This is a genomic window from Flavobacterium aurantiibacter (genome assembly GCF_002251775.1).
GTDB classification, from domain to species: Bacteria; Bacteroidota; Bacteroidia; order Flavobacteriales; family Flavobacteriaceae; genus Flavobacterium; species Flavobacterium aurantiibacter.
In genome coordinates, this window is the sequence record NZ_NOXX01000170.1 from 1 (window position 1) to 15,093 (window position 15,093).

Sequence of the window (15,093 nt, forward strand, 5' to 3'; positions counted from 1 at the left end):
AAAAAAAAAAACGTTAAATGATTGTCGATTAGCATTATTTTTAGTTTTCTTTGTTCACGGTTAACCAAGTTACTTTTTTACTAATTTTTAAAAAATGAAAAATGAAAAATGAAAAATAAAATTTTTTCTATCGCATTATCATTGACAGTATTATTTAGTTTGATTATTACAAGTTGTTCTAGCGATGGCGATGTATCTTCAAAATCTGACGCGAAAATTCTTCTTCGTGAAGAAAAGCCAGTTATTAGTGCTGAAAATTTGGAACTTTTAAAGCAACAAGCGTTAAGAGAGTATCTTACTTTAAACTTAAATGAAGCTCTATTTGAACCAAGAGCTAACTTGCAAAGTGTTTACGACAAACTGCTTCCTTACGAGCGCGAAAATCTAAGCAGTTTAAATCTGCCTACCATTCTAGGAAGTGATTACAACGCTGATTACTTCGATAAGTTAAATGAATTCTTAGCGTTTTCAGCCAGAATTGCAAATTCTGAGTTGTTTTACCGTGATAGTTCGATTCAAAGTAGAGAACGAACTCTTGGTGATATTTTACTTTTTGTCTTAGAGAATGGTTATCAAGCTACAGTAAGTAGTTGTGGTCCGGGATATGCGCCGTGTGTGAGAACTGCGGAAAGAAATCACAAAATCAGAATGCAACAGGCTACATTAACAGCCGTTATAAGCACCGCGATATCTTTCGGCGCAGGAGGGCCTGGTGCAACTGCTGGCTGGGTTATTGCCATGATATATTCCGGCATCCAATACGATTCAGATATGCAAGATTGTTGGGAATCGAACGGCTGCTAGGATGATTAACCAATAATACGTAGAACATCACTGGAGGCTCGAAACTAAAAGTTTAGAAACAATGAAATACAATTTAATACACCTTTACGATTTACTTTTGCTAATTTTAACGTGTTTTACAATAGTTGTATTCGTAAAACCTTCATTAATTTCTTGGAATATTTTTTATATTTTTAATGGTTTAATGATTGCCCTAGTTCTTTTTCTGCGTTTTAGGCTTAAGAACAAGCCCTACGAGAAATCAAATTTTATGTCTGCTGGAGCTGTTTTATTTATACTTTCGATATGTTATGCAATATATGTTACAATAAAAAATCTTATTGCATAATGACTGTTTACGTAAAAATATCAGAGAAAATGAATTTGTAAATAACGATAAAACTTGTCTTTTTTTAATGCAATTAGCTATGAAAAAAGTAAATCTAGTTTCCATAGCATAATTGTTTTACAAGTTTTTCTACCTAAAACTGCAACTAAATTTAGTTGCAGTTGGTGATTATATGAATTAGCATGAAAAATGAACATAAGCGATATTAATTACACGAAAGGCATCGAAACCACACTGTTTTTTTTGCTATTATCGTGTGGAGTTGACCAAATAGATTTTGATTCGCATACGCCGCTCTGTGGAAGTGCAGAGGTCTGTTTTATTGGTTTGCTACCAGAAAACAAACAAACAGACCAGAAAACTAATCTGATTTTATACTTTGGAAAAGTAGCGTTGAAACAATTAAAAATAATGCTTCTGGAATGTGTTAAAAATTTAATCAGTATGCTTTCAACACTTTATTTAAATTCAACTTTTTCTAACTTTGAAAAACTAGAAAAATATGGAAAAAGCAATGAATACAATAATTAGAATCTGCCACTTCTTTCTGTTTATACTATTAATTCTTCACGGTGTTGTAATTGTTGTAGACCCTACTTTTTTATCTTCTAACACCAGTACGCTACTGCTTGCGGCGATAAGTGTTTGCTCTGGAATTATTTATTATTTCTACCAGAAGAGAAAGTTGCAAAACACTTTAGACACAAAGATTATGGCTTCACTTTTTATTGGCAGTATCACCGTGTATTGTCTTTGGGTAACCGCCATTACCTTAGGATGGATTGATTACAACCCAACTTGGTTGAACCAGCCTTGAATGTAAACCGTTATCAATGATTTACTGTGCCGCTTTTTCAAGCGGCTTTTTTTGCCTGGTAGAATCAGAGACGGTTTGCGGTAACGACACGCGCGGCCCGGATGGCAGCGAAAAGCCTTTTGAAAACAAAACGATACAAAACAGCCGTTTGGCGAGCGACCTTAGAAGCTTGGCAAACGGTTTTGTTTTGTTGGATTTGTTGAAAAAGCTTGCAGCGAACAGCCGGTAAAGCCGCCCAAACCATAAACAGAAACTATGGTATTATGTTGTAGAAAAATTAAATTCGGCAGCAGTTGATTAGCGATGTTGTATCTTTGCCGTAATTTAGAATAATTATATACTGTTATGATAAAAGTTTCAGACACTGCCAGCAAGAAAATTGTTGAGATGATGCGCGAAGACGGTTACGACGCGGCGCAACATTACGTACGAGTAGGCGTGAAAAGCGGTGGATGCTCGGGCTTGTCGTACGAACTAAAATTTGATCGCGAATTAGGCGAAAACGATAAGGTTTTTGAAGACAATGAAGTGAAAATTGCTGTAGAGAAGAAGTCGTTTTTATACCTCGCAGGTACCATTCTCGAATATTCGGGCGGCTTGAACGGCAAAGGCTTCGTATTCAACAACCCCAATGCACAACGCACCTGTGGTTGCGGGGAGAGTTTTTCGCTGTGAGAATTAGAGATTTCGAGATTGAAAGATTTCGAGATTGAAAGATTGAATAATCAGGAAGCTAAAAAATAGAAAAAAGCTAAAAAATCAAAAGAAGAGATTCGTTGTTACAGAGTTGTATAAACAGTCAAAAATAAAAAGCTGATTAGAACGGAAAAAAATCAACAGAATTAATGGCAAAGTACAGTTCGTTCGAGGAAATGCAAGTGTATCAAAAAGCGCTAAAATTTGCAGTGAATGCTTATCTACTTGCCAATAAAAATGATTCTATTTCTAAAAATTTTGGACTTAAAGATCAGCTACAAAGAGGAGCATTATCGATTTCTAATAATATTGCCGAAGGATTTGAACGAGAGACCATTAAAGAAATGATAAGATTTCTTTACATAGCTAAGGGTTCAGCGGGTGAATGTAGAAATATGTTCACTTTTTTTAATGAAATGTCATATCTGTCCGATGAGGAATGTAAAATCTATAAATCAGAACTGTTTGAAATTTCAGGACAATTAGGCAACTATATCAAATATTTGAAAAACTTAGAAAAGCAAAACAAATTGAGTCAAAAAACCGAAAACAGTTAATTATTATGCATGCAGCGTGTGTTTTTAGTATCTCACAGCATACACGTCTGGCTACTAACTATATAAATATTGAAGTTCTTTGAATTTTCAATTTTTAGCTTTTTTAACTTTTTTCGATTTTTTCAATAATCATAAATAAGATGAGCAAATACACCGAAGACAACCTAAAAATAGATCTCGAAACCAAAGAGTACGAATACGGTTTTTACACCGATATCGAATCGGAGACGTTTCCCGTTGGCCTTAACGAAGATATTGTTCGCGCTATATCAAAGAAAAAAGAAGAGCCGGAATGGATGACCGAGTGGCGCCTAGAAGCCTATCGCGCTTGGAAAGAAATGACCGAACCCGAATGGGCAAACGTGCATTATACCAAACCCGATTTTCAGGCTATTTCGTATTATTCGGCTCCGAAGAGTCAGGCGAAATACAATTCTTTGGATGAAGTCGACCCTGAATTGCTCGAAACTTTTAAAAAGCTCGGTATTTCGCTCGACGAACAAAAGGCTTTAGCGGGTGTTGCCATGGATATTGTGGTCGACTCGGTTTCGGTAGCTACTACCTTCAAGAAAACCTTGGCTGAAAAAGGCATCATCTTTATGAGTATATCCGAAGCCATTCGCGAATATCCGGAATTGGTGCAAAAATACTTGGGAACAGTGGTGCCACAGCGCGACAATTTCTACGCGGCGCTCAATTCGGCAGTGTTTTCAGACGGTTCGTTTTGCTACATTCCGAAAGGCGTTAAATGTCCGATGGAACTCTCAACCTACTTCCGAATTAACCAAGCCGGAACCGGACAATTTGAACGTACTTTGGTGATTGCCGATGAAGGTTCCTACGTCTCGTATTTGGAAGGATGTACCGCTCCGAGTAGAGACGAAAACCAATTGCACGCTGCAGTGGTAGAACTAATTGCCCTCGACGATGCCGAAATCAAATACTCGACCGTACAAAACTGGTTCCCAGGAAATAAAGAAGGACAAGGCGGTGTGTACAATTTTGTGACAAAACGCGGATTGTGCGAGAAAAATGCAAAAATTAGTTGGACACAAGTAGAAACCGGTTCGGCAGTTACTTGGAAATATCCGAGTTGCGTATTGAAAGGAGATAATTCGGTTGGCGAATTTTACTCGATAGCAGTTACCAACAATTTTCAACAAGCAGATACCGGAACGAAGATGGTGCACTTGGGGAAAAATACACGATCGACAATCATTAGCAAAGGTATTTCTGCTGGAAAATCGCAAAACTCGTATCGCGGATTGGTACAAATTGGTCCGCGTGCCGAAAATGCGCGTAATTTCTCGCAATGCGATTCGTTGCTGATGGGAAATGCCTGCGGCGCACATACGTTTCCGTACATTGAAAGTAAAAACCAGTCGGCACAAATCGAGCACGAAGCAACTACTTCGAAAATCGGCGAAGACCAAGTTTTTTATTGCAACCAACGCGGTATACCGACTGAAAAAGCCATTGCTTTAATAGTAAACGGCTTTAGTAAAGATGTGTTAAACAAGCTTCCGATGGAATTTGCTGTTGAGGCACAAAAGTTATTGGAAATTAGTTTAGAAGGCAGTGTAGGCTAAGCTTGCATGAAGAACTATAATGAAGTTTAAAGAGACCATTTTTGAAAACAACGTTAAGCCTGCAAATGTGATGCATGCAGAGTTGTTTTCTAATATTAAAATTTTTCAAGTGAAGATGGTTCTCTAAACGGGCATGGTTAACAAATGTGTTTTCCCATCTGGGATTTGTATACTGGAAAAATTGTAAAGGGACAATGACATAGTGAAAACGGCTTATTATCATGGATATTAAAGAATTAGAAAAAAATCTGAAAACTTTTTTCGACAAATGCAAGGATAAAGGATATCCTTTAGACAACCACTGTTTAGTTGAAATGATATTGAATTTATCTTAGAAGTTAAAGCTTCTTGGATTGACAATTTAGATTCGTGCTCAGAAGCTTTAGATATACTTACTGCTATTTTATGGGAAACAACCAGCGCCGAAATAAGAAAAAAAATATTTGCAATTTCAATTTTGGATTCACACGAAGAGCCACACTGCTACACAGAAATTACTGCAGAATAAACAACGAACATCAATAATTTAGCAAATAACCAACAATAGCATTATAGAAACACGCGATATACTTTCTTTAAAAGGACATTATAAAAAGACTCAAATAAACAAAACATGCTAAAAATCGACAATCTACACGCAGCCGTAGAAGATAAAGATATCCTCAAAGGAATAAATCTGACCATAAAAGCCGGCGAAGTTCACGCAATCATGGGACCAAACGGTTCTGGAAAAAGTACACTTTCGGCCGTAATTGCTGGTAACGAAAACTACACCGTTAGCGAAGGAAGTATTGTGCTCGACGGCGAAGAAATTAACGAACTAGCCCCGGAAGAACGCGCTCACAAAGGCGTTTTCTTATCGTTTCAATATCCCGTTGAAATTCCCGGTGTTTCGGTAACCAATTTCATCAAAACCGCCATCAACGAAACGCGTAAAGCAAACGGATTAGAAGAAATGCCTGCCAACGAAATGTTGAAGAAAATTCGCGAGAAGTCGGAATTACTGGAAATGGATCGCAAATTTTTGTCGCGTTCGCTAAACGAAGGATTCTCTGGCGGCGAGAAAAAAAGAAACGAAATCTTCCAAATGGCCATGCTCGAACCTAAATTGGCTATTCTCGACGAAACCGATTCGGGTCTAGATATCGATGCGCTGCGTATCGTTGCAAACGGCGTAAACAAACTCCGCAACGAAAACAACGCAATTCTCGTCATTACGCACTACCAACGTTTACTCGACTATATCGTTCCCGATTTTGTACACGTTTTGATGGACGGAAAAATCGTTATGTCGGGCGGTAAAGAACTCGCCTACGAACTCGAAGAAAAAGGCTACGATTGGATTAAAGCCGAACTTAACTAAAGCAATCGATGGAACTAAAAGAAACTCTGTTATCCTCGTTTATCGCTTTCGAAGAACACATCGATGTCGATGCTTCTATACACGACATCCGCAACAGCGCCATTAAAATCTTCGAAGAAAAAGGCTTTCCGACCAAAAAAGAAGAAGCCTGGAAATACACTTCGTTGAACGCAGTGCTGAAAAAAAACTATACCGTTTTTCCAAAATACGATTCGGGAATTGAATTCAAAGACGTAAAAAAGTACTTTCTGCACGAAATCGACACGTACAAAGTAATTTTCGTAGACGGAAAGTTCTCGTCGTTTCTTTCGGCAACAACGCACGACGGCCTCGACGTATGCACCATGTCTTCGGCATTAAACAAGCCGAAATACAAAATGGTAATCGACGAGTATTTTCATAAAATTGCCAAGAAAGACGACAGCCTTACGGCACTCAATACCGCTTTTGCCGTTGAAGGTGCCTACATTAACGTTCCCAAAAGCAAGGTTGTAGAAAAACCTATTGAAATTATTTATTTCTCAACCGGAGCTGAAAATGCCTTGATGGTACAACCGCGAAATTTGATAATTGTTGGCGAAAATGCGCATGTGCAAATCATCGAGCGTCACCAATCACTCAACGAAAATACCGTACTTACGAACGCGGTGACCGAAGTTTTCGCGCAAAAACGCGCCATCGTTGATTACTATAAAATTCAAAACGATTTGCTTAGCGCGAATTTAGTAGACAATACCTACATCGCACAAAAGCAAGAAAGTCGCGTGGCAGTACACACCTTTTCGTTCGGCGGAAACATCACGCGTAACAACTTAAATTTCTACCACCAAGGCGAACGCATCGACAGCACCTTAAAAGGAATTACCATTATCGGCGACAAACAACTTGTGGATCACTACACCTTAGTACATCACGCGCAACCAAACTGCGAGAGTCACCAGAATTATAAATGTATTGTTGCTGAAAATGCTACGGCTGTTTTCAATGGGAAAATCTTTGTTGAAAAAGAAGCGCAAAAAACCGATGCCTTTCAGCAAAGCAACAACATTTTATTGAGCGATAAAGCAACTGTAAATGCCAAACCGCAATTGGAGATTTTTGCCGACGACGTGAAGTGCTCACACGGTTGTACCATTGGTCAGCTCGACGAAACCGCTATGTTTTACATGCAACAGCGCGGAATTCCGAAGAAAGAAGCCAAAGCTTTATTGATGTACGCGTTTTCGAATGAAGTATTCGAATCAATTAAAATTCCGGAATTAAAACAGCGAATTACCAAAATCATCGCACAAAAATTAGGTGTGAATCTGGGATTTGATTTGTAACATCATACTTATTAAACTAAAAAAGTCTCGCTTCATCGGCGAGACTTTTTTATATCCAATTTCCCTATGAGACTGCAATTTCAAGACAAATAAAAAATCGGTATTCCCTTCAAATTCGGGAAACTACAACAGCTCGTTGATCCAGATTTCCAATTGTTTTCTTTGCAATTCCGTAACTCGAATTCTCTTTAAAAATACAGCAACATCAGCTGATTTCTTTCTGAAAATCGAATTTCTAAAACGAATTGTTTGACTACTATCTACAAAAGTCAATGATTTTTTATCTGCATTCGCCGTTGTATCAAAGATCTTTAAGTCGCACAGTTTCATTCCTAAACTATCTTTCAATACTCGATGCAACAAATGTTCTGGACCGGTGCGAATGATTTTAATCGATTTTGCTTGATCGGTTAGATTCAACTCCATTAACTTTTTATCGAATAACGATATCCGCTGTTGTTCGAATACGAGGTAATCGTTCGAGATTGTAACAGGCCCTGAATAGGTCTTGCCATTGTACGATACCGAACCCTCGTAAGTAGCGCGCAAATCGGAAACAGTCGAATGCGACCTTATTGGCTTAAGCAACGACAGTCCGCCCAAGTAAGTTGCGGCAGTTTGTGCAAAACTAACTTGATAAATTAGAGCTGTAAAAATAACTAATCGAACTATCATAGATTTACGGATTATCGGAAGTAAGGTAATCTAAAACTGTTGCAGCACCCCCACTTGCTCCAGCTCCTCCAACTACAGCCATACCGACAGCTGCTATTCCTGTTGGAGTTCCAGCGATCGCACCGCCAATAGCTCCTAAGGCATCACACACACCAATTAATGCCCATTTCCACCAGCGTCTTCGAGCTAAAACATTCGATTCAGCAGAATTTTCATTTTTTATTTCAAGCATTAGATTAAACCAATAAAAAGAAGAATATCGACCAATAGAAGTAACTTGTAAAAGTTTGTCTTTTTCTACGCTAGGTATCAATACGTTTCTCAACAAATCATTTTCAAAGTTGACTATTTCAGACTTAAGAGCATTATAATCATTATCGAACTTTGAATCTGTCATAATTGCAACAAAACGCTCTAATTGGAATTTGCTTTCTTCAGAAAAATTACTGTTAGAAATCACATTCTTAAAATTATTTCGAACATCGTATATAACAGTCTTAATCTGCTCATTAGTTGGAGAATTAGAAGAATAATTATATTGACGCAGTGCCTCTTGTCTTGAAAAGTTGATGTAATCATCAATAGTTTCAAGATTATTTGCATTTATCATTACTGAACTTACAACCGTATTATGTTGTTGACCGACTACATCTTGCGGATTTGCTGGATTTTCGGGACCGTCACTTTTCTCTCGATTAGCAGTGTTTTCGCTGAAAACCTTTTGGGATTTCGTTGAAAAATCGCTTCCTTCATTAGTAGTACAACCATTCGCAAAAAATAAAACAAATGCCAAAATCGAGCCAATTTTAATTGAAACTTTTTTCATGTCATTACTTATTAGATTAAATGAAATATATTTCACATCAAATTTAAAAAATTAAGCTTATGTAAAGTTCTAAGAACTGTTAAAATTTTAATTTCAATCACTACTAATACAAAAAAATATTAGGCAATTAGCCTTTTTAAACCACTAGTATTTTAACAAACTTTAACATTAACCTTATTAAAGAGATTTACTCTGAACTAAATAGTGATAAAAATTTTTGTTAATACAGCACAAGAGATAAAACAAAATATTAAGAGTAAAAGAGAAACTCAAACCAAAACTTAGTTATCAATAATCTAGGAAAGAAGGAAATATTATTTTAAAACATAAGAATCTTAAATAGAATTGCCTTTTACGACTATTTGATAATTCTCATAAAGGCAAAAACGAAAATCACTAAACAACAAGAATCCTAGACAATTATACAGGTTATCAAACCAGCATATTCAAAGCTGTGAAAATACAAATCACTTTTCTTAAATCAGCTCTTCTCTCTAGAATAACCTGTGGTTAAAACAGCAGAAAAACTATCTTGTCACTGTTGACAATCTAAATTTCCACCATAAGTCACAAAATTTAGCATCTAATTCTCTCTCAAACTTACGCGTTTTCGAATGAAGTATTCGAATCGATTAAAATTCCGGAATTGAAACAGCGAATTACTAAAATCATCGCACAAAAACTAGGTGTGAATCTGGGATTTGATTTGTAGTAGATAAAGAACGAAATTAAAAAGTCTCGCTTCATCGGCGAGACTTTTTTTTGCAATACTATTAATTCGTACTTTTAATTCAATGAATACGTTTGCAATTCAAGTGTTTGTGAAATTCCGTTGCCTCCCGTGGTAGTCGACTTAATAGGGCCCACGTCTTTTGCAAACCACATTTCTGTAACTACAGCGCTAGATCCTGGCTGTCCTAAAACAGTAGATTCTAAAGTGTAGCGTGCCTTGATAACATCTGGATACGTTACGCCGTTTACCGTCGCAGATCCTATAAATAAGTTTTCGCCGGTAACCGCAACTGTTGCCGTGCTAGTCTGCGATTGTCCTTGAGCTGCTAAAACAATATTAAACGTTGCCGAGTCTGTCCAAGTCTGCCCAACCGGAGCGTTATCTTTAAAAATCGTTATTTCATAGCCTTCTGTCGTAGTAGTAAAACCAAATTGTTCAATGACGAGGTCATCAACTCTTTGATTGTAATTTCCACCATCTTTCGAAATCCACACACTCGCTTGGGCTAAAAATTCGTTACTGTTTAGTTGATAGTAACTAATTCCGCCCTGCTGTTCTGTATCAACAAAGCGCGATTCAACCGTCTCACCCGTGTCCAAATTTTCATAAGTCCACGAGTTGTTTACAGCCAACGGGTAGTAGTCGCCCGCCGATGTTCCACCGCCAGAATTTTCGTCATCACTGCTACACGAGCTCACAACAACAGCCAAAAGCATGAATAGAACCTTTGCTGTCAATTTTAATTTTTTCATATTTAATTATTTGGTTGATTAACGAACGTAATATAAATATATTTTCTTGAAAAAAAACAAGTTTTAAATTGCAAACTTTTGTCTTCTTTTTTAGGGCGGGTGGCGGCCAAAAATTGTTCTTCATCTACACAAGTGCTAAGGCCGCCATCACGCTTTCCGCGCTACACGGTAGCTTGCTCCAATCGTTCCCGCGGGCAATCGATGCAAAAGAAAAAACCTTACGAAAAAATGTTAGTTAACGGGCATCACAAAAGTAAGAGTTCTAGATAAATCGTTACACGCCAAATTGATTCTTCATTTTTAATGTTATGTCACCAATATTGTAACAATACAGAGCGGCAGGTAAAAATGAAAACAGCAAGTTGTCTGTTTGCTTAATTCCTACCTGATCTATTGATGTCACCAAAGCCTTTTGCAACTGATTGCTCTTGCAAAAACGAATTAAACTTTTTAGGTCGTTTGGTTTTTCAAAATATCGGTTACTCCATTTAATTTCAACACCCCAAACTGGTCTGTATCGTTTATCGTCAACTAAAACCAAATCAACCTCGCCCTCGTTTCTTCCTTCTTTCCAACGTGCATAGGTCAAATCTAATTTCTCGCGATGCATCCATTGCGACAGTACCGCGGTTTCTACCATGGCTCCCATCTCGCTATCTGTTTCACTAATTGGCGAAAACAAGGCGGTGCGCAAAGAGGTATTCGTTAAATACACTTTAAAACTTGTCACTCTTCTCAATCGCTTCGCAGCAATGTCAACCTTGTTTAAAACTTTTATTAAAAACGCCGCTTCTAAATAGTCCAGATATTTTTTCAAGGTGTCTTTTTGAATGCCACTTTCTTTACTCATTTTCTCATACGAAAATTCATTTCCCGTGTTATAAGCCAAGTACGTGAAAAAACGATTTAACTCTTGTACGTCTCTGATTCCGTATAAACTAGGCAAATCTCTAAGCAACACTTTATCTACAATATCGTTTTTCACATAACGACCCATATCACTTTGGATCCTTTCACTTAAAACAACCTCCGGATAACCCCCAAAGTTTAAATAATGCAAAAACTCTTTATTGAGTGCCTTTATGTCGTGCGTTAAACAATACGGAACTTGATTCTGTCCGTAAGGTATAGAACCTTCGTAAATAAGATGATTCATTTCCCTGAGATGAATGTACTCCTGAAAAGTAAGTGGTGGCAGCATAAAATCCGTAAATCGCCCTGCTCCGCTTTCTGTACTGTGCCACTTTAATGCCGCTGCTGCCGAACCTGATACAACAAACTTGGTTTCAGGAAAGGTATCCACCAGAACTTTCAGATGACGCTCCCAATCCTTTAAATATTGGATTTCATCAAAAAACACATAACAACCTTTCAAGTTGTCGAGATTAAGCGAATACTTACAAAGTCCTAGAAGATCTTCTAAACTCAAATGAACATAAATCGGATTATCAATACTGATAAAGAATATCCTTTGAAAGTGTACTTTTTCACTCAACAATTGTTGAATACTGTGAAACAACATCACGGTTTTTCCTACGCGTCGCGGCCCCATAAGAACCAATGCCCGTTTAACGTCTCTTTCTGTAACAAAAGGATAAAATAAATCAAAGTACAGCCGCCTCGCCATGGCACTATACACTTCCGGAATTTGCTTGTTCACCCACCAAGGATTCTCATAGCGCAAGCGTTCTACTATTTTTTCCGTAGGAATAAGACTTGTACCAACCATAAAACCGAATTAATCACACAAAATTAGGTAAAATAGATGGATTTAAAACTTTCTATTCAATACATTTTAGCTATAATAAAGAATAAAAAGCCTTTTACTAAGCTATTTTACTATTCCAAAAAACAAGCACTCTAGAACAATTAAAATGCTCATTATTTGATTGCTTTCGAAATCTCGCCAAACAAATAATTAAAATCGAACACACCTTCCTCGGTCAGGCCCATCCGAACGATAACCAAATCTTTACTCGGAATTATCGTTACCATTTGTCCTTGATAGCCGTTGCAGCTAAACAAATCGCTCGGAGCAGCTGGGTAACGGCCGCCGGCATTCAACCAAAAGTGCCCGCCGTACTTGCCGTTGCTGCCGTTTGTTGGCGTACGAACAAAATTGTACCAGCTCTCATCAAAAAGCCGATCGCCGTTCCAGTTTCCTTTTCGCAAATACAACAAACCAAATTTCGCCCAATCACGCGCAGTCGCCCAACCGTAACTGCTGCCGACGTAATTGCCCGACATATCAGTTTCCACAAGCATCGAGTACATACCAATACGGTCAATCAGAGCCGAATACCAGTAATCCAAATACTCCTGATGGCTGTTAAACTGTTGGCGAATAATGCCCGACAATAAATTCGATGTGCCCGACGAATAGTTAAACGAGCTGTTAATCTTGCCCGTTAGCGGTTTTTCGGCCTGAACGCGTGTCATGTCGCGACTTTGAAACAACATTCTCGTGGCATCGGAAATTTCGCTGTAGTTTTCTTCCCATTCCAAACCCGAATTCATGTGCAACAAATCGGCTAAGGTTATGGCTTTTCGTTCGTCTTGCTTCCAAGCAGCTACAGGTGCCGGATCAGAAATTTTAAGTTTGCCTTGCTTTTCCAAAATTCCGTAATACGTAGCGGTAATACTCTTGGTCATCGACCAGCCTAAAATCTTGGAGTTCTTATCAAAACCGGGTGCATATTTCTCTGCTATGAGTTTGTCTTTGTAAAGTACTAAAACCGCCCGACTGCGCTGCTGCTTCTCGCCGGGCTTGTCAAATGCCCAATCAACCGCTTTTTGCAAACGCTCGTAATCGATGTTTTCAAATTTCACAGGCTCTGCTTCGCCGTTTCCGTACGGATAAGGCGCCGTTAATTCAGGTTGTACACGTTTCGGCGCCAGGTACGGTGCTTTCTGGTCGAAGGTATCATCGATCAACATCGCTCCTAAACCCGGTCGGTACAATGCGGTACGTCTTTTAAAGCCAAACACATCGGCTACGGCTGTCTTAGAAGATTCGTTCAAGGTTAAATTGGCCAAACGCACCAAATCAATGTCGTTATCTTCAGCAGCAACCTGCTCTACAGATCGGTTGTCGATGAAATGCCCGCTGGCTAAACTCTTGGCCGAAAATCCGGAGATGAGTTCCAATTTCGGAAACTCAAAAACAGCAACGTAACCAATAAGAACGAGCAGCAAAACAACGATAGTTAGGCCAATACGCTTCAACCACTTTTTCATAAATCTCGAATTTAGACCGACAGCAAACTTCTTTTGCGCCGATTAGTTTTACGACGATGAAGATATTAATAATAGTTTAACGAAACTTCAGCCTTACGAACCAGTCATTAGTTAAAAGTGCAGCACCGAATTGTTGTAACTTTGCAATAATAAATTTGCTATCATCGTATGTTCAACGTACAAGCTATTCGCGCCGACTTTCCGATTTTGACGCAAACCGTAAAAGGGAAAAATTTGGTTTACTTCGACAACGCTGCCACTTCGCAAAAACCGAAGCAGGTGATTGAAGCTATTGCCAATTACTACGAGACGATAAATGCCAACATTCACCGCGGCGTGCACTACTTGAGTCAGATTTCGACCGACCGTTACGAGGCAGCACGCGAAACAATTCGAAAGCACGTTAATGCACAACATGCCTTCGAAATCATTTTTACGTCGGGAACTACGCACGGCATCAATTTAGTTGCCTCGGGTTTTGAACCGCTTTTAAATGAAAACGACGAGATTTTAATAGGTGCACTCGAACACCACAGCAATATAGTTCCGTGGCAGTTTTTGGCCGAACGCACGGGCGCAAAACTCCGCGTAATTCCGATGTTGGAAAACGGCACGCTCGATCTTTCGTCATTGTCGGAAATTCTAACAGAAAAAACGAAAGTGGTAGCGGTAAATCATATTTCAAACGCATTGGGAACCATAAACCCGATTCGCGAAATAATTGCTGCAGCACACGCCGTTGGAGCCGCTGTTTTAATCGACGGCGCGCAGGCGGCTCCGCACTTGCAACCCGATGTTCAAGCACTCGATTGTGATTTTTACACGGTAAGCGGACACAAAATTTGCGCACCAACCGGCAGCGGATTTTTATACGGAAAAGAATCGTGGTTAAATAAAATGCGGCCCTATCAAGGCGGTGGCGAAATGATTAAGGAAGTAACATTTGAAAAAACAACCTACGCCGATTTGCCACACAAGTTTGAAGCCGGAACGCCAAATATTGAAGGCGGCATCGGATTAGGAGTGGCGCTAGATTACTTGAACAACATTGGTTTCGACAAAATTGCGGCACAAGAACAATCTTTGTTGGAATACGCCACAGCTAAAATATCGGCTATCGATGGCGCACGTATTTACGGACCCGATACTTCGCACAAAACATCGGTGGTTTCGTTTAACATCGAAGGCGTGCATCCGTACGATTTGGGTGCCTTACTCGACAAAATGGGCATAGCCGTAAGAACCGGGCACCATTGCGCACAACCGATAATGAATTTCTTTGATATTCCGGGAACCGTTCGCGCAAGCATGATGTTTTACAATACTTTCGAAGAAATTGATGCTTTGGTAAACGGAATTGAAAAAGCAAAACAAATGCTGCTGTAAGAAAC

At 38.8% G+C, this 15,093-nt stretch carries 14 protein-coding genes; 9 read left to right on the forward strand and 5 right to left on the reverse strand.

The window, feature by feature from the left end:
* Positions 1-108: 108 nt before the first annotated feature.
* From CHX27_RS04945 to sufD, 8 genes are all read left to right on the forward strand, one after another.
* Positions 109-804 (forward strand): hypothetical protein, encoded by a 696-nt coding sequence (locus CHX27_RS04945; protein ID WP_094485654.1) that lies wholly within the window; start codon positions 109-111, stop codon positions 802-804.
* 517 nt (positions 805-1,321) lie between these two features.
* Positions 1,322-1,663: a hypothetical protein gene (locus CHX27_RS04950; RefSeq protein WP_094485655.1), complete on the forward strand. Its 342-nt coding sequence runs from the start codon at positions 1,322-1,324 to the stop codon at positions 1,661-1,663.
* Entirely contained in the window at positions 1,647-1,949 is a 303-nt protein-coding gene (locus CHX27_RS04955) for a hypothetical protein (protein ID WP_133063419.1), read from the forward strand. The genes CHX27_RS04950 and CHX27_RS04955 overlap by 17 nt, the downstream gene beginning before the upstream one ends.
* Before the next feature lie 345 nt (positions 1,950-2,294).
* Positions 2,295-2,624 (forward strand): HesB/IscA family protein, encoded by a 330-nt coding sequence (locus CHX27_RS04965; protein ID WP_094485658.1) that lies wholly within the window; start codon positions 2,295-2,297, stop codon positions 2,622-2,624.
* A 170-nt stretch (positions 2,625-2,794) separates the two neighbouring features.
* A complete protein-coding gene (locus tag CHX27_RS04970) occupies positions 2,795-3,202 on the forward strand; it encodes a four helix bundle protein (protein WP_094485659.1) in 408 nt (135 codons plus the stop codon).
* A 140-nt stretch (positions 3,203-3,342) separates the two neighbouring features.
* A complete protein-coding gene (gene sufB / locus CHX27_RS04975) occupies positions 3,343-4,791 on the forward strand; it encodes a Fe-S cluster assembly protein SufB (RefSeq protein WP_094485660.1) in 1,449 nt (482 codons plus the stop codon).
* Between the two features lie 613 nt (positions 4,792-5,404).
* Positions 5,405-6,154: a Fe-S cluster assembly ATPase SufC gene (gene sufC, locus CHX27_RS04980; RefSeq protein WP_094485661.1), complete on the forward strand. Its 750-nt coding sequence runs from the start codon at positions 5,405-5,407 to the stop codon at positions 6,152-6,154.
* 8 nt (positions 6,155-6,162) lie between these two features.
* Positions 6,163-7,479, forward strand: a complete 1,317-nt coding sequence (sufD, locus tag CHX27_RS04985; RefSeq protein WP_094485662.1) for a Fe-S cluster assembly protein SufD — start codon at positions 6,163-6,165, stop codon at positions 7,477-7,479.
* A gap of 123 nt (positions 7,480-7,602) precedes the next feature.
* Here sufD and CHX27_RS04990 read toward each other — a convergent pair whose 3' ends face one another.
* From CHX27_RS04990 to CHX27_RS05010, 5 genes are all read right to left on the reverse strand, one after another.
* Positions 7,603-8,154, reverse strand: a complete 552-nt coding sequence (locus tag CHX27_RS04990; RefSeq protein WP_094485663.1) for a hypothetical protein — start codon at positions 8,152-8,154, stop codon at positions 7,603-7,605.
* Positions 8,155-8,158: 4 nt separating this feature from the next.
* Positions 8,159-8,980, reverse strand: a complete 822-nt coding sequence (locus CHX27_RS04995; protein ID WP_094485664.1) for a hypothetical protein — start codon at positions 8,978-8,980, stop codon at positions 8,159-8,161.
* Positions 8,981-9,766: 786 nt separating this feature from the next.
* Positions 9,767-10,465 (reverse strand): hypothetical protein, encoded by a 699-nt coding sequence (locus tag CHX27_RS05000; protein WP_094485665.1) that lies wholly within the window; start codon positions 10,463-10,465, stop codon positions 9,767-9,769.
* Positions 10,466-10,739: 274 nt separating this feature from the next.
* Positions 10,740-12,194 (reverse strand): ATP-binding protein, encoded by a 1,455-nt coding sequence (locus CHX27_RS05005; protein ID WP_094485666.1) that lies wholly within the window; start codon positions 12,192-12,194, stop codon positions 10,740-10,742.
* Positions 12,195-12,346: 152 nt separating this feature from the next.
* Positions 12,347-13,702, reverse strand: coding sequence for a serine hydrolase domain-containing protein (locus tag CHX27_RS05010; RefSeq protein ID WP_094485667.1), 1,356 nt, complete (start codon positions 13,700-13,702; stop codon positions 12,347-12,349).
* 168 nt (positions 13,703-13,870) lie between these two features.
* Here CHX27_RS05010 and CHX27_RS05015 point away from each other — a divergent pair, with 168 nt between their 5' ends.
* Positions 13,871-15,088, forward strand: coding sequence for an aminotransferase class V-fold PLP-dependent enzyme (locus CHX27_RS05015; RefSeq protein WP_094485668.1), 1,218 nt, complete (start codon positions 13,871-13,873; stop codon positions 15,086-15,088).
* Positions 15,089-15,093 lie beyond the last annotated feature (5 nt).

Bases quoted from the DNA above. Each gene is read 5' to 3' on its own strand.
- CHX27_RS04945 (WP_094485654.1), top strand. From the start codon at position 109: ATGAAAAATAAAATTTTTTCTATCGCATTATCATTGACAGTATTATTT.
- CHX27_RS04970 (WP_094485659.1), top strand. From the start codon at position 2,795: ATGGCAAAGTACAGTTCGTTCGAGGAAATGCAAGTGTATCAAAAAGCG.
- sufD (WP_094485662.1), top strand. From the start codon at position 6,163: ATGGAACTAAAAGAAACTCTGTTATCCTCGTTTATCGCTTTCGAAGAA.
- CHX27_RS04950 (WP_094485655.1), top strand. From the start codon at position 1,322: ATGAACATAAGCGATATTAATTACACGAAAGGCATCGAAACCACACTG.
- sufB (WP_094485660.1), top strand. From the start codon at position 3,343: ATGAGCAAATACACCGAAGACAACCTAAAAATAGATCTCGAAACCAAA.
- CHX27_RS04965 (WP_094485658.1), top strand. From the start codon at position 2,295: ATGATAAAAGTTTCAGACACTGCCAGCAAGAAAATTGTTGAGATGATG.
- sufC (WP_094485661.1), top strand. From the start codon at position 5,405: ATGCTAAAAATCGACAATCTACACGCAGCCGTAGAAGATAAAGATATC.
- CHX27_RS05015 (WP_094485668.1), top strand. From the start codon at position 13,871: ATGTTCAACGTACAAGCTATTCGCGCCGACTTTCCGATTTTGACGCAA.
- CHX27_RS05000 (WP_094485665.1), bottom strand. From the start codon at position 10,465: ATGAAAAAATTAAAATTGACAGCAAAGGTTCTATTCATGCTTTTGGCT.
- CHX27_RS04990 (WP_094485663.1), bottom strand. From the start codon at position 8,154: ATGATAGTTCGATTAGTTATTTTTACAGCTCTAATTTATCAAGTTAGT.
- CHX27_RS05005 (WP_094485666.1), bottom strand. From the start codon at position 12,194: ATGGTTGGTACAAGTCTTATTCCTACGGAAAAAATAGTAGAACGCTTG.
- CHX27_RS05010 (WP_094485667.1), bottom strand. From the start codon at position 13,702: ATGAAAAAGTGGTTGAAGCGTATTGGCCTAACTATCGTTGTTTTGCTG.
- CHX27_RS04955 (WP_133063419.1), top strand. From the start codon at position 1,647: ATGAATACAATAATTAGAATCTGCCACTTCTTTCTGTTTATACTATTA.
- CHX27_RS04995 (WP_094485664.1), bottom strand. From the start codon at position 8,980: ATGAAAAAAGTTTCAATTAAAATTGGCTCGATTTTGGCATTTGTTTTA.